This is a genomic window from Kitasatospora sp. NPDC057738 (genome assembly GCF_042798815.1).
In the GTDB taxonomy this organism is placed as follows: domain Bacteria; phylum Actinomycetota; class Actinomycetes; order Streptomycetales; family Streptomycetaceae; genus Kitasatospora; species Kitasatospora lactacystinica.
The window spans coordinates 1-14499 of the sequence record NZ_JBHVJT010000128.1 but is presented as its reverse complement, the minus strand read 5'-3'; the positions used below and the strand labels follow the sequence as shown (position 1 = coordinate 14499).

10 protein-coding genes are annotated in these 14499 nt (G+C 74.7%); 5 read left to right on the top strand and 5 right to left on the bottom strand.

Features of this window, described 5'->3' with window-relative positions; all coding sequences use genetic code 11:
• Positions 1-142: 142 nt before the first annotated feature.
• Positions 143-640 carry a carbonic anhydrase gene (locus tag ACFVGO_RS38145; protein ID WP_359899152.1) on the bottom strand — a complete coding sequence of 166 codons (498 nt, stop codon included), beginning with the start codon at positions 638-640 and terminating at the stop codon, positions 143-145.
• Between the two features lie 552 nt (positions 641-1192).
• Here ACFVGO_RS38145 and ACFVGO_RS38140 point away from each other — a divergent pair.
• Positions 1193-2659, top strand: a complete 1467-nt coding sequence (locus ACFVGO_RS38140) for an alpha/beta hydrolase (RefSeq protein ID WP_380636779.1) — start codon at positions 1193-1195, stop codon at positions 2657-2659.
• A gap of 85 nt (positions 2660-2744) precedes the next feature.
• On the opposite strand, the gene ACFVGO_RS38135 is transcribed toward ACFVGO_RS38140, so the two are convergent.
• Entirely contained in the window at positions 2745-3503 is a 759-nt protein-coding gene (locus ACFVGO_RS38135) for a S1 family peptidase (protein ID WP_380636776.1), read from the bottom strand.
• Between the two features lie 532 nt (positions 3504-4035).
• Between ACFVGO_RS38135 and ACFVGO_RS38130 the strand changes: the two genes are divergently transcribed.
• Positions 4036-4551, top strand: coding sequence for a hypothetical protein (locus ACFVGO_RS38130; RefSeq protein WP_380636774.1), 516 nt, complete (start codon positions 4036-4038; stop codon positions 4549-4551).
• 4 nt (positions 4552-4555) lie between these two features.
• Positions 4556-5716: a peptidase gene (locus tag ACFVGO_RS38125; RefSeq protein WP_380636772.1), complete on the top strand. Its 1161-nt coding sequence runs from the start codon at positions 4556-4558 to the stop codon at positions 5714-5716.
• Positions 5717-5803: 87 nt separating this feature from the next.
• Here ACFVGO_RS38125 and ACFVGO_RS38120 read toward each other — a convergent pair whose 3' ends face one another.
• The 3 genes from ACFVGO_RS38120 to ACFVGO_RS38110 form a co-directional block, all read right to left on the bottom strand.
• Positions 5804-6856 carry an endonuclease/exonuclease/phosphatase family protein gene (locus ACFVGO_RS38120; RefSeq protein WP_359899161.1) on the bottom strand — a complete coding sequence of 351 codons (1053 nt, stop codon included), beginning with the start codon at positions 6854-6856 and terminating at the stop codon, positions 5804-5806.
• 162 nt (positions 6857-7018) lie between these two features.
• Positions 7019-8812, bottom strand: a complete 1794-nt coding sequence (locus ACFVGO_RS38115) for a hypothetical protein (RefSeq protein WP_359899163.1) — start codon at positions 8810-8812, stop codon at positions 7019-7021.
• The gene (locus ACFVGO_RS38110; protein WP_359899165.1) at positions 8809-9873 is read right to left on the bottom strand and encodes a MoxR family ATPase; all 1065 of its coding nucleotides are present in this window, start codon (positions 9871-9873) and stop codon (positions 8809-8811) included. The genes ACFVGO_RS38115 and ACFVGO_RS38110 overlap by 4 nt, the downstream gene beginning before the upstream one ends.
• Before the next feature lie 260 nt (positions 9874-10133).
• On the opposite strand from ACFVGO_RS38110, the gene ACFVGO_RS38105 reads away from it, so the two are divergent.
• Together ACFVGO_RS38105 and ACFVGO_RS38100 are read left to right on the top strand one after the other, a co-directional pair.
• Positions 10134-11936 (top strand): FAD-dependent oxidoreductase, encoded by a 1803-nt coding sequence (locus ACFVGO_RS38105; RefSeq protein ID WP_359899167.1) that lies wholly within the window; start codon positions 10134-10136, stop codon positions 11934-11936.
• A gap of 223 nt (positions 11937-12159) precedes the next feature.
• On the top strand, positions 12160-14340 hold the full coding sequence (locus ACFVGO_RS38100) for an SdrD B-like domain-containing protein (protein WP_380636769.1): 2181 nt from the start codon (positions 12160-12162) through the stop codon (positions 14338-14340).
• Positions 14341-14499: the final 159 nt, after the last annotated feature.

Here is a 14499-nt window from a genome sequence, read left to right as displayed (position 1 = left end):
CGGGTAGGGGAGAGCGGCGTCGTGGGGGTCCCCCCCCGGTTTTTTCCCCGTGTCGACCCCCACCCCCCCCTTCTGGACACAGTTCCCCCCCTCCCCCCCCCAAACCTTCCTCCCCCCCCCCCCCCCCCGGGACGCCGTCGGGTCAGAGCACGACCTCCTTGAGGAGGCCGGTCGCGACGTCGAGGACGAAGCCGCGCACGGCGTCCGTGTGCGGGACGAAGGGGCTGGTGCGGATCCGGGCGGCCGACTGGCGGACGTCCGTCTCCAGGTCGGCGAAGGCCTCGGCGGCCCACGGGGGCTTGACGCCGGTCTCCTCCCGGATCGACTCGCGGAAGGCGTCGTCGCCGAAGGTGAGCATGCCGCAGTCGGTGTGGTGGATGAGGATGATCTCCCGCGTCCCGAGCAGCCGCTGGCTGATCGCCAGCGAGCGGATGGCGTCGTCGGTCGCCACCCCGCCGGCGTTGCGGATCACGTGCGAGTCGCCCTCGGCGAGGCCGAGCGCGCCGTAGACGTTGAGCCGGGCGTCCATGCAGGCCAGGACGGCCGTGCGGCGGGCCGGCGGGAGCGGGAGCGGCCCGTCGAAGGCCGCGGCGTAGTCGGCGTTGTTGCGCAGGTAGTGGTCGGTGACGGTTTCGGTCATGGTGGACGGCTGTCCTTTCGGTGCGGTCGGATCGTGGTCGGCCGGGACGTGCGGGAGCCCTCCGTCCTGCACGCACGGGTGCGGGCCGCGTACGCCGAGGGGCGGGCAGCGGGCAGCACGGAGCGGCGGCGGTGCCGTTCGAAACGGAACGGCGCGGAACGGAACGGCGCGGAACGACGCGGCCGGGCGGAGCGGGCGATCAGACGATGACCGGACAGCCTGTGGAGTGGATGCGGCCGAAGTCGATGTGACGACGGCGGACGAGCACGGTCATGCGGGCACCGTACTGCCCGCCGGAGCGCCCCCGCCCGGGATTCGCCCGTTCTCCACTCCGCCGGGTGACCGCCCCCCGTGGACACCGGCACCCCGGTCCGGCCGTCCGTCCGTCCGGACCGGTGGATGACGGGGCATGGGCCTGCGGCCCTACGTCGGCGCGGCGGCGTACGCCGCAGGTTGGATCATGAACCCATCCTCGCGCCGTACGGGGTGCGGGGGCGGCGGAACGGAGACTGGAAGCAATTCCGAGGCACCGATTCTGCACAGAGGACTGGCATGGTTCTGCGAGACGGACGGACGATTTCCGCGCTGACCGCCGGCGCGGTGACGACCGCGCTGGCGGCGCTCACCCCCGTGACGGCGTTCGCGGCGGGCGATCCGCTCCAGCGGTACGCGCAGCAGCAACTCCGTTGGGAGCGTTGCGATGCGGACCGCCCGGCGGCGTTCGAGTGCGCGAAGGTCGAGGTGCCGCTGGACTACGCCGACCCCGGCGGCCGGACGATCGACATCGCGATATCGCGGGTCAGGGCGGGCAGCGCGAAGCAGCGGCACGGCGCGCTGCTGATGAATCCCGGGGGCCCGGGCGGCCCGGGGCTGACCATGCCCGTGGAGATGGAGCCGCTGCTGCCGGCGGAGGTGCGGGACCGGTTCGACCTGATCGGGTTCGACCCGCGCGGCGCCGGGCAGAGCTCACCGATCGGCTGCGACCTGAAGGCCGACGAGCGGACCTTCCAACACCCGTACTCGGCAGGGACGTTCGCGAAGGACGTGGCCTGGGCCCGGACGGTGGCCGACAAGTGCTGGGCCAAGGCGGGGGACGTGCTGCCGCACATCACCACCCGCAACACGGCGCGGGACATGGACGTCGTCCGGGCGGCACTGGGCGAGCGGAGGATCTCCTACTTCGGGCATTCGTACGGCACCTACCTGGGCGCCGTCTACGCCCAGATGTTCCCCCAGCGCTCGGACCGCTTCGTGCTCGACAGCGCGCTCGACCCGTCGCTCGTGTGGCGCGGGGGGCTCCGGGAGGCGTCGGCGGGGGCCGAACTCGCCTTCACCCGCTGGACCGAGTGGGCCGCCGCCCGCGACGCGGCGTACGGACTGGGGGCGACGGCGGCGGAGGTCCGCAGGACGTACTGGGACCTGGTCGCCCACGCCGACCGCACGCCCGTCCCGACCGGGGACGGGTCGCTCGACGGCGACGCCGTCCGGTCCGGCTACGCGGCGTTCGTCCACGTCGAGGCCGTCACCCCCTGGATCGTCGCGCTGAAGGCCGCCGCCGCGGGCGGGCCGGCCGCACCGGCGGTGCCGTCCGTCGTTCCGACGGACAACACGGTCTCCGTCGCGTGGGCCGTCCTCTGCGGCGACACCCGCAACTGGCCGCGCGACCCCGAGCAGTACCGCCGGGACGCGGTCCGTGACCGGGCCCGGTACCCGCTGGCCGGCGACCTGGGGGCGAACATCCTGCCGTGCGCGTTCTGGAAGCCGGCGGGCGGCGAGCCGGCCACCGTGGTGAACAACGACGTCAACGCGCTGATCGTGCAGAACCAGTGGGATCCGCAGGCGACGCTGTCCATGGCCCAGGGCATGCGGCGGGCGCTGCACGGTGCACGGCTGGTCACGGTGGCCGGCGGCGAGGGCCACGGCGTGGTGGTGGCCGGCCCCTCCTGCGCGGACGGCAGCGTCACCCGCTACCTGACCACGGGCCGGCTGCCCGCGAAGGACCTGACCTGCGGCGGTTAGGGCGTCCGCCTCCGGGCGCACTGGCGCGCCCGGAGGCGGAGAACGAGTGCCTCGGCCGGGGAAGCACTGCCCGATGGGCCACCGGCTAGGACAGCAGCTGCGCGGGGACGTCGGTGGCCCGGGTGAACACCGAGACCGGGTACTGGGTGTCGCAGTACTTGTTGCCGGTGGAGACCACGCCGATCACCACGCCGCCGGCCACCAGCGGCCCGCCCGAGTCGCCCTTGCAGACGCTGTCCGTCGTTCCGGCCCGCGGCAGGCCGCAGACCTTGAGCAGCGGCGAATCGCCGGGCGAGGTGTACGGGTCGCAGGAGGCCGGCGGAGCCAGCGTCAGCTCCGCCTGCTTGAGGTGGGTGCCGGGCCGCCCGTCCGAGCCGGTGCGCCCGAACCCCAGCAGCGTGGCCGTGCGGCCGTACCGGTACAGCGTCTCGTCCCCCTGCCGCGCGACCCGGACCGGTGTCTGCGGCAGCGGGCGGTCCAGGGTGAGGACGGCGGAGTCGTGGGCCAGGCCGGAGGTGTAGCGCGGGTCCACCCGGTAGCCCTTCACCCGGCGGACCTGGCCGCCGGGGCCGGTCAGGTCGGTCCGCCCGGCGATCACCCGCAGTGAGGTCGGGTCGGCCGCCTCGGCGACGCAGTGGCCCGCGGTGAGCACCTTGGTCGGCGCGATCAGCGCGCCGGTGCACCACTGCTCGCCCGTGGCGGTCTCCAGGGCCACGACGAACGGGTGGGACCTGGTCGTGGTGTCCGCTCCGCCGTGGACGGCGGCGGCCGGGACGGCCCCGGCGGCCAGCAGCCCGGCGGTGGCCAGCAGGACGGCGATCGGGCGTCGGTTCGAGGTGCGCATGGCAGGGCTTCCTTCTGGGTCGGGTGGTGCGTGGTGGGAGGCGTCCGGCGCGGTGGTCGCGCCCGGCGGCGGGCGGACGGCGTCGGCCGCCGTGGCCGCCGCCTCCGCGGAGGCCCGGCGGGTCGGGCGGCCCCTCGGGCTCGGTGCCGGTCGCCGCCGGACCACAGAGTGGCCCGGGATCCGTCCCGCCCGCCAGCACTGCCCGGCGGTTCGGGACGCTGGAACGGTGAAACCCCCCGTGACCTGCGCTTTTGTTGCCTCCTGGAACGCCGCGGCGGGACGAGGGGGCCCCTGGAACAGGCCTGGGGAGCGGCGAGGCGCACCGGCGCCGGTTCGCCGCCGCTTCGTCACCGCGTCCGGGTGGTCACCCACGTGACGGGGCGGGGCGGGCCGGTCTTCGATCCGGCTGAAATGTGGTCATTCCGGTGGCGGAGTGCGGCCGTCGTCGGCTTGCGCGAAGGGGCCGCGCCGGTTTGCCTGACATCACGTCACCCGGCATGTCCATCCACGGACGGCTACTCCAGGAGTTGTTGTGCGCTTGCGAATCCTGCCCGCCGCGGCCGCGTCCGTCGCCCTCGTTCTGGTCCAACCGGGCTTCGCCGACGCGGCAGCCGATCCCAGCACCACGGTCACGTTCACCGTCACGTCGGGCGCTCTGTCGATGTCGGTGCCGGCCAGCGCCGCCCTCGGCTCGGGAGCGCCCGGTACTCAGATCAGCTCCCCGATCGGCCCCGTGACCGTCACCGACAACCGCGCTCTCCTCTCGGCCTCCTGGACGGTGACCGTGTCGGAGACGGACTTCACCAACGGTTCGTCGACGGTGGCCGCCACCAATGCCGCCTACACGGTCGGGGCGGTGACGACGACCGGCACCATCACCGCCACTCCGACGAACGTGACGCTGAGCAACTCCTCGCAGGTGGTGGTCACCGGGAGCGCCGGTGTCGGGGACAACACCGCGAGCTGGGACCCGACGGTCAGCGTCGCCCTGCCGGCCGCCGCCATCAGCGGGGCCTACACCGGAACGCTGACCCACTCCGTTGCCTGAGCGGATGAAGCGTGCGCGCCGCTACTGGGTCCTGCTGACACTGCTGGCCGTCGTCCAGACGATCGGTGTGCTGCCGGCGACGGCGGACGGGATGCCCGGGCCCGAGGTCACCGGGGCGTCCGGGCGGCCCGGGGTCACCGGGACGTCTGAATCATCCGAATCATCCGAAACCTCCGGGACATCCGGGACATCCGGGACGTCCGAAATCTCCGGGACCTCCGGGACATCAGGGACGCCCTCCCACCAGCCGACCCCCGCGAAGAAGACCATCGGCATCAGGCTGCTCGACGCCCCGGAGAACCGCCGTGACGACCCCCGGGCGCAGGCCTACATCGTCGACCACGTCGCCCCGGGCACGACCGTCGAACGGCGGGTGGAGGTCACCAACGAGTCGTCCACGCCGATGCACGTCAGCGTGTACGCGGCGGCGGCCACCATCACGAAGGGACGGTTCACCTTCGCGGCGGACCGCACCCCCAACGAGCTGACCGGCTGGACGTCGCTGGACACGACCGAGCTCGACCTCGCGCCCTCCGGGACGGCGCAGGTGCGCACCACCGTCCGCGTGCCCAAGAACGCCTCCGCCGGCGAGCGCTACGGCGTCGTCTGGGCCCAGACGGGCAACCCGGCGGACCGCTCGCACAACCTGGCGTTCCTGGGCCGGGTCGGGGTCCGGATGTACATCGACGTCGGTCCCGGCGGTGAGCCGCCCTCCGACTTCACGATCGAGCAGGTCACTCCGACCAGGGCCCGCGACGGGCGGAAGGAGGTGCACGCCCGGATCCGCAACACGGGCGGCCGCGCCCTGGACATCGGCGGGTCGCTCTCCCTCGCCGACGGACCCGGCGGGCTGCGCGCCGGCCCCTTCCCTGCCAGGTCGGGCACCACCGTGGCTCCGGGAAGCCTCGCGGAGGCGGTCGTCCCGCTCGACGTGCAGCTGCCGGACGGCCGGTGGAACGCGGAGCTCACGCTCAGGAGCGGCCTGGTCGAGCGCAGCACGCGCGTCACCGTCACCTTCCCGACGGCTCCCGGCAGCTCCGGGGCGGCCGAGGCGTCGACCGTCCAGCCGGGGTACTTCCCCACCCCCGTGGTCGCCGTGCTGTCGACCCTCGCCTTCGCCGTCCTGGGCCTTCTGCTCCCCCGGTTCCGGCGACGCCGCCGGTGACCGCCCCCGCGACGGGGGCCGCGGCCCGGTGAGGGGCCGGGGACGGTGCGGGAGCCGTCCCCGGCCCCTCGCGTTCGGGTTCCGCGTTCAGCGCAGGACGGCGAGTTCGGCGACCACGGCGCGGTGGTCGCTGCGCGGCAGGGAGTGCTCGGAGACGTCGACGGCGGTCAGCGCGGGCCCGTGCAGGACGTGGTCGATCTGGATCGCGGCCGGGACCGGGTAGTCGGGGTGGTCCTGGGGCCAGGTCGGGAGGAGGCCCGCGCCGAGTTCCTCGTGGGTGTCGGTCAGGCCGGTGCCGATCAGGTCGCGCATCGGCTTGTGGTCGAGGGTGGCGTTGAAGTCCCCCAGCAGGACCGCGTTGCGGGCGCGCCCGGGCGCGGCGGCGCGCAGGGCGTGCAGTCCCTCGGCCCAGCGGCGGGCGTCGCCGACCGGGTAGTAGGTGTGCACGGCGACCAGCTGCACCGGACGGCCGCCGACGTCGACGGTCAGGTTGGTGGTCGGCCAGGCCGGGTCGGCGGCGGAGCTGACGGGAAGCCGGGTGTAGAGCGCGGTGTCGGTGCCGGCCGGCCGCTCTCGGTGCGGCAGCAGGGCGCGGATGCCGGCCGCGTCCAGCGCGTCGGCGGCGGAGTCGCTCTGCTCCTCGACCGCGAGCACGTCGATCCGCTGGTCGCGCACCAGGTCGACCAGGGACTTCGGCGAGACCTGCCCCATGAAGTTGTTGCTGGTCGCCACCCGCAGCCGGGGCGCGTCGGCCGGGGCGTCGGCCCCGCCCGGGACGAGCCGGGGTATCAGCCACCACAGTTGCAGCACCACCAGCGCCGCCGCGACCCCGGTCAGCCACCGCCCGCGCAGCACCGCCGCCGCGACCAGCAGCAGCACGCTGAGCAGCGCCGCGTAGGGCAGCCCGGCCATCGGCAGGGCCCACACCGTGCCGTCGTCCCATCCGAGGACCCGCACCGCCGCGAGCACGGCCGGGCCCAGCAGCAGCACCCCGCACCCGATCAGCGCGGCGCGACGCCAACGGCCCCTGCCGGCGGGCGACGCGCCCTTCCGCGTGCTCTTCGCCGTACTCTTCCCCGCGCCCTTCCCCGCGCTCTTCGCCGCGCTCTTCCGCGTGCTCTTCGCCGTACGGTCCGTCACGGTGCTCCTTCCGGGGGACGGCCGACAGCCTTGATCATCGGCCGCCGTCGAGAAGGACGGACGCCCGCGCCCGGGGCCCGGTTCCGCGCCACCGGCCGGGGCCGGGAGCGGGACGTCGGTGCCCGGCGGGGGCCGCGTCCCCTTCCTCACGGGACGGAACGCCTAGCTCATCCGGAAGACCGGCCCGCGCGGGGTGAACGGGAGTGCGGCGCCGCGCGGGACGAGGAAGGCGTGCTCGCGGCGCAGCCGCAGGACGTCGCACTCGCCGTCGGTGATGACCAGGACGGGTGCCCCGGGCGGGAAGTCCTCGGCCCGTTCCAGCAGGTCGATGCCCGGCTGGAGGACGGTGCCGCCGCGCCCGTGCACCCGCAGGCGCCCGGCGATCTCCTCGACCGGGAGGTACCCGGCGTCGTGCGGGGCGGCGTCGCAGTGCACCACCCGGGCGGCCGGGACGTCCCGGGCGGCGGCGTAGGAGGCGATCGCGCCGAGCGCCTTGCCGAGCAGCGCCCGGTCCATCGAGCCCGAGGTGTCCAGGACGACTCCGAAGGTGCAGCGCGGCACCTCCTCCTCGGGGCGGTAGCGGCCGGCCCGGGGGATGTCCGGGGTGGCGGACTGCCGGCGGGCGGGGCGGGAGTAGCTGCGCACCGGTTCCGGGCTCGGCACGAACTCGTCGAACCAGCGGGCCAGTCGGGCGTCCCAGGGCAGTGGGGGGTGGGCGAGTGCGCGGATCTCCTCGACCAGCCCGGCCGGGAGCAGGCCGCGTTGGCGCCGGTGCAGTTCGAGGCCCTGCTGGAGTCCGCGGCGGTAGAAGTCGTCGAGGTCGACGTAGTCCCGGGGCGTTCCCAGCGGTTCGCCGAGGACGTCCGGGCGGTTCTTCCCGGCCAGGGTGGCGAGGCGGCGGATGCGGCGCTGGTCGCGGGCGATCCGGTCGTACACCTCCTCGGCCGACAGGCCGTTCAGCTGCGGGTCGTGCAGCAGCCCGTCGGGCATCTCGCCGACGCCCATCTCCAGCAGCCAGCCGTTGATGACGTAGTCGGCGGCGACGTTGAACAGGAACGGGTCCCGTCCGCCGCGGCGCTCGCCGTGCCGCAGGGCGGCGTGCAGGATCTCGTGGCCGAGGATGAACCGCCATTCCTCGTCGCTGTGGTGGCGCAGCGGGTTGACGTAGATCTCGCCGGCCTCGGCGTTGACGGCGGCGACGGCGATGTCGTGGGCGCGGGCGAGTTCGGCGTCGGCCACGACGGTGAGGCCGGCCGCGATGCCGCCGAGCAGGGGGTAGGAGGAGACGAACCAGTTGAGTGCCCTGTTCCAGGGCCGTTCGGGCAGGCGTTCGCCGGTCTCGGTGTCGATCCGGCCGCCGGCCCGGTCCATCGCGGCGGACATGGTGCGGGTGAGCGCGGCGGCGAAGGCCGTGGGCCAGTCCTCGCGGGCCCGGCCGTGGCCGCGCCACTCGACCAGCAGTTGGTCGCGTTCGGCGGTGCCGGCCGTCCCGGCGGTGTCGGGCGCGGGCAGGCCGTCGCGGCGCCAGCGGTCGGCCAGCTCCTCCTCGTCGCCGCCCGGGTACTCCTGCGGGAGGACGACCGGGGCGCGGCCGACCGGGAAGGTGGCGAGGAAGCGGTTGACCACCGCGCAGCGGGCGGCGGCCTGGTGGGCGTCGGGCTGGGTCCGGGTGCCGCGGGCGCCCGGGAGGTGGCCGAAGCCGAGGTGCAGCAGGCAGTGCGCCAGCACCCAGGCCCATTCCTCGGGTTCGGCCCGGCGGCGCGGGTTGACGTGCAGGGTGCCGTTGGAGTCGGCCACCGCCCAGCCGTTCGGCGGGGCGGTGGTGCAGGTCTCGGTGCGGCAGACGTCGGCGCGCAGGGCGGCGAGGGCCGGGTTGCGGCGGAGCAGTCGGAGGCCCTCGGCGAAGGCCTCGGCGCCCGGGTCCGGCTTCTTCCGGTCGGCCGGGGCGTGCTTCACCGGCGGGCCTCGACCAGGCGGGGCATGTCCCGGGCGGCCTCGATCAGGAACCAGGCGGGCAGCACCGGGTTGCCGTCCGAGCCGTCGGCGATCACCGTCTGGGCGACCTCCACCGAGATCTCGGCCAGTTGCACCAGCAGCGACTTGGCCCGGAAGGCGGTCTGCCGTTGCGCCCCGGAGGCGTGCTCCTTGCGGGCGGGCAGTTCCTTGACCAGCCGGCCGCGGAAGGCGTCGGCCAGGTAGTAGAGCAGGTCGCGGTCCTCCAGCCGGTGCGGCCAGCGGGCGTCGCCCTTGAGGATCGCCTCCAGGCCGTAGGAGTTGCGGACGATCTTCGCGTAGCCGCAGAAGGCGACCGCGTGCTGTGCGGTGAGCAGCCCGTGGGCGACGACCTTGAGGGTCGTCTCGTCCAGGGTGGGGCCGAAGGAGTGCAGCGCGTCGGAGAGCATGTGCCAGGCGCGCGGGGTGGAGAACGGCTCCTCGGTCTTGGGCGGGGCGGACCACAGGTGGTCGGGCCGGTCGGTGAGGTGGTCGACGATCCAGGGGTGGATGCCGGCGCCGGCCGCCCAGCGCAGCCAGTCCTCGGCGCTGGCCCGCAGATGGACGTGGACCATGCGGTTGACCAGTGCGGATGCCATCGGGCGGGCGAGCGCGCCGTCGGTGGCGCGGTTCCCGGCGCCGATCACGATCGAGCCGGGCGGCAGCTCGTACGAGCCGATCCTGCGGTCCAGGATCAGCGAGTAGAAGGCCTTCTGGACGTCCGGCGAGGCCGCGTTGAGTTCGTCCAGGAACAGGCAGTACGGCTGGTCGCGGGCGATCTGCTCGGGCGGGCAGAACCGGGAGCGGCCCTCGGGGGTGAGCTGCGGGACGCCGATCAGGTCCTCGGGGGCGAGCTGGGTGCCGACCAGGCTCACGCACTCCAGGCCGAGCGACTCGGCGAACGCCCTGACCAGGGAGGACTTTCCGATCCCGGGGGCGCCCCAGAGGAACACCGGGCGGACGGTGGCCAGGCCGAGCAGCAGCTCGGGGATCTGGGCGGGCGAGACGCTGACTGCTCCCTGCACGGGGCTCCTTCGTGACAACGGTGCGTGACCGGCCCAGTGTGCGGGGGGAGTCGGCCGGGCGCACCTGGATTTTCGGCGGGCCCGGCGGGCCGTACGGGCCACGGGCCGTACGGGCCGGGGTGTGGACGCGAGGCGCGCGGTGGGTGACCGGTGCCGGGCCCGGTCGTTGCACACCCGGGGGTCGTCCTCGCCGCTCGGGCGACCAGGAGGGTGGAGGTGTGCGCGTCGTGGGGTCGGGCGAGGGTTCGTTGGAGGGTGCGGTGGAAGGTCGGACGAGGCGTCAGTTCCTGGCCGGTGCCGCCTCGTTGGGCGGTGCTCTGGCCGTCGGGCCGGTGGCGGGCGCGGCCGCGCTCCCGCGGGGCGCGGGCGCCGGTGCCCGCGGTGGCCCGGGGCGGACCGTGGCGGTCCTCGGCGGCGGGGTCTCCGGGCTGAGCGCGGCGCACGAACTGGCCGAGCGCGGCTACCGGGTGACGGTGTACGAGTACTACGACGCGCTCGGCGGCAAGGCCCGCAGCATGGACGTGCCGGGCAGCGCGGCCGGTGGCCGTCGGGCGCTGCCGGGCGAGCACGGCTTCCGGTTCTTCCCCGGCTTCTACCGCAACCTGCCGGACACCCTGCGCCGCATCCCGTGCGCCGGCAACCCCGGTGGCGTCCACGACAACCTGCGCGACGCCACCCAGGCGCTGCTGGCCTTCGACGCCCCGCGTCCTGGACTGCTCCTCCCGTTCCGGTCCCTCACCCGCCCGCTCGACCTGGGCGACCTCGCCCCGGACGCCCTGCGGCGGACCCTGGCCGGCGCGCTGGACGAGGTGCTGCACCTGCCCGCCGGCGAGCTGGCCTACTTCGTGGACCGGCTCCTGGTCCACCTGACCAGCTGCGACGTGCGCCGCGAGGAGCAGTGGGAGCGGGTGCCGTGGTGGGACTTCATCAGGGCGGGGCGGATGTCCCACGACTACCAGCGCCTCCTCGGGGTCGGCCTGACCCGGGACCTGGTCGCGACCCGGGCCGAGCGGGCCAGCACCCGTACGGTGGCCCGCACGGTCGTCGAGGCCTTCCTGCTGAACGGTCTGCTCGGGCGCGGCGGTGACGGGCAGCCCGACCGGGTGCTCAACGGCCCCACCAGCGAGGCCTGGATCGACCCGTGGGCGGCCCATCTGGCCTCGCTGGGCGTCGAGTTCCGCACCGGGACCGAGGTCCGGGAGGTGCTGTACGCCGAGGGCCGGATCACCGGGGTCCGGGTGGCGCCGGCCGGCGGCGGCGCCCCCGGGACGGTGCGGGCCGACTACTACCTGAGCGCGCTGCCGGTCGAGCACGCCCGCGCCACCTGGGGCCCGGGGCTGCGCGCCGCCGATCCCCGGCTGGCGCGCTGCGACGCGATCGGCACGGACTGGATGACGGGCATCCAGTTCTACCTGCGCCGCCCGGTGCGGCTGGTGCACGGCCACGCCGTCTGCCTGGACTCCCCGTGGTCGCTCACCGCGGTCGGCCAGGCGCAGTTCTGGGACCGGGACTTCGCGGCCGCGTACGGCGACGGTACGGTGCGCGACTGCCTCTCGGTCTGCGTCTCGGAGTGGGACCGGCCCGGGATCCTGTACGGCCGGACGGCCAAGGAGTGCACTCGCGAGGAGGTGGCCCGCGAGGTCTGGGCGCAGTGCCGGCGGGCCTTCGAGCGGCCGGGCGGCGGGTGGCCGGCGGACGCGGACGTGCACGGGTGGTTCCTCGACCCGGCCGTCACCGGTCTGGGCGGGCCGGCGCCGGCCAACCGCGAGCAGTTGCTGGTCCACCCGGCCGGAACGCTCTACGACCGGCCCTCCGCCGCGACCGCGGTGGGCAACTTCTTCCTGGCCGGCGACTACGTCCGCACCGACGTCGACCTGGCGACCATGGAGGGCGCCAACGAGTCCGCGCGGCGCGCCGTCAACGCCCTGCTGGACGCGGACGGTTCGAGCGCCGGCCGCTGCCGGGTCTGGGGGCTCTTCCGGCCCCCGGAGCTGGAGCCGCTCAAGCTGGTCGACGAGGCCCGCTACCGCCTCGGCCTGCCGAACACCTTCGACCTCGGGTGACCCGCCGCACTCCCCCGGCGACACCGGCACACGCCCCCGCCGCCTCGGGTCGCATGCGAACTCACGGAGCGGTATCCGAACTTGATGCGATTTCCGGCCCGTTCCGCGTCACACGCGCCGGTGAACGTGCCCCGAAACCGGGACGTGCACGACCGGTTGCCGCTCTCCTGGGGGCCCTGTCGGGATCGGGCGTCTGCCCGCCGATCATGAGAGTGGGGCCCAGGTGGGGACGAGAGGACGAAGGACGTGGATCGCGCGGGCCGCGGTGCTCGCCGTCGCGCTGACCGGCAGCGGGCTGCTGACGGCACCGCCGGCGTTCCCGCAGGGCGCGGACGGGGCGGTGACGGTCCGGGTGGTCCGGGCCGTGGACGCCTCGGGCGCGTGGACGCCCGCGCTGGAGCCGGGGCTGGCGGGTGTGCGGGTGACGCTCACCGGCGGGGACCGGGTCCGGGTCGAGGGCACCACGGCGGCCGACGGGACGGTGACGCTGGCGCCGCCGCCGCGCCGGGACCACGGCGGCAAGTACCGGGTGCGGGTGGTGAATCCGAAGCCGGGCGTGCTGTTCCCCGCCTTCGCCTCGCGGCAGGGGCTGGACGGCGCGCCCAACCTGCTGAGCTCCAACGAGGAGTTCGTCGACCTCTCCGACGGCGCGAACGTCTCGTACACCACCGGGCTGTGGAGCCCCGGCGACTACTGCCAGAGGAACGCCCCCCTGGTGACGACCTGCCAGAACACCACGTGGGGAGGCGGTGCGCAGCGCACGCTGGTGTCGTTCCCGTACGGTGCGCGCGGCCAGGACGGCGTGGACGTGAACGTCACGGACATCGCCACCGACGCGCAGACCGGCACCCTGTTCGGCATCGCGTGGAACCGGGCCGACCGGCGGGTGTTCTCCTCGGCGGCGGCCAAGCGCACCACGGGCTACGGCCCGGGCGGCTCCGGCGGGATCTACGTGACCGACCTGGCGCGGAACAGCACCACGCTGTTCACCACCGTCCCGGACGCCGGGGGCACCGCGCACGGGCCGGGCGCGGACGACGCGTTCCTGGCGGTTCCGGGCAAGGAGAGCCTCGGCGGGCTCAAGGTGACGGACGACGGCAGGGACCTGTTCGTCGTCAACCTCAACGACCGTCGGCTGTACCGCTACGACGCCACCGCGGCGACCGCGGCGGCGCCGAAGGCCGTCTACCCCGTCCCGGAACCGGGCTGTGCCTCGGCGGCGGACTGGCGACCCTTCGGTCTGGGCCTGCAGGACGGGACCGGCTACCTCGGCGGCGTCTGCTCGGGCGAGTCGACGGGCGCGGTGTCGGACCTGCGGGCGGTCGTGCTGCCCTTCGACCCGGCCACCGGCCGGTTCGGGCCGGCCGTGCTGGACCAGCCGCTGGACTACCCGCGCCGGTCGACCGTCGGCGCGGGCCCGTGCGACGGCGCGGGCTGGTTCCCGTGGACGGACACCTACCCGACCACGCAGAACGGCCAGGCCTGCTCCGGCTACCGCGCCCAGCCGGAGCCGGAGCTGGGCGAGGTCGGCTTCGAGGCGGACGGCTCGATGCTGCTGGCCTTCCGCGACCGCCTCGCCGACCGGGCGACGGGCCAGGCGGCGGCGGGCGCCGCGGTCGGCGAGGTGCTGTCGGGCGGCGACCTGAACAAGGCCTGCCCGGCGAACGGCGCCTACGTGCTGGACACCAACAACGGCTGCGGTCTCTCGCCCCGGGGCACCCGCTTCTTCGACACCAGCCGGATGGGCTTCCACCACAACGCGGCCTACGCCGGAATGGCGCTGTCCAAGGTCGAGACCACCATCGGGACCTCCGGGTTCGACCCCAACGACACGGCCTTCGGCTACGGCACGGCCTTCGTCCAGCGGGCGGACGGCCGGCAGGACCCGAGGGTCGGGCTGCGGCTCAACCCGGCGAACGTCCCCGCGCCGTTCGGCAAGGGCGCCTCGATGGGCGACCTGGAGGTGCTCTGCGACCGGGCGCCGCTGCAGATCGGCAACCGGGTCTGGTACGACCCCGAGCGCACGGGCCTGCAGCAGCCGGGCCAGCTCCCCGCGGCGGGCGTCACCGTCCACCTGTACGACGGGGCGGGCCGGCTGGTCGGCACGGCGGGGACGACGGCGCGCGGCGAGTACTACTTCGACGACTCGAACGTGGACGGCGGCCTCCGGCCGCACACCGGGTACACGATCCGGCTGGACAACCCGTCCGACTACGCCGAGGGCGGTCCGCTGTACCGGTGGGTGCCCACCAGGCACGACGTCGGCGAGGACCCCTTCGTCAACTCCAAGGGCGTCGTCCCGCCCGGGGGAAGGTATCCCGAGCGGGCGCTGACCACCGGCGGGCCGGGCGAGAACGACCACACCCTCGACTTCGGTTTCCGGCGCTGCGGGTGCGGCCACTGACGCCGGTCGGGCACGACCGGGACGACCGGGACGGCGGCGGGCGTGGTGCCCGGTGAACCTGTCGGGGGTGGTGGAGACGGCGCGAGGGCCTGTGCTCGCGCGTATCGCGCGGGCGCAGGCCCTCGTGGGTCACTCCGGTGGTCCCTGTCCGGCCCCCGG

What these genes read in the sequence shown, in the direction of transcription:
- ACFVGO_RS38145 (WP_359899152.1), bottom strand. Translation starts at nt 640, where the DNA reads ATGACCGAAACCGTCACCGACCACTACCTGCGCAACAACGCCGACTAC.
- ACFVGO_RS38140 (WP_380636779.1), top strand. Translation starts at nt 1,193, where the DNA reads ATGGTTCTGCGAGACGGACGGACGATTTCCGCGCTGACCGCCGGCGCG.
- ACFVGO_RS38135 (WP_380636776.1), bottom strand. Translation starts at nt 3,503, where the DNA reads ATGCGCACCTCGAACCGACGCCCGATCGCCGTCCTGCTGGCCACCGCC.
- ACFVGO_RS38125 (WP_380636772.1), top strand. Translation starts at nt 4,556, where the DNA reads ATGAAGCGTGCGCGCCGCTACTGGGTCCTGCTGACACTGCTGGCCGTC.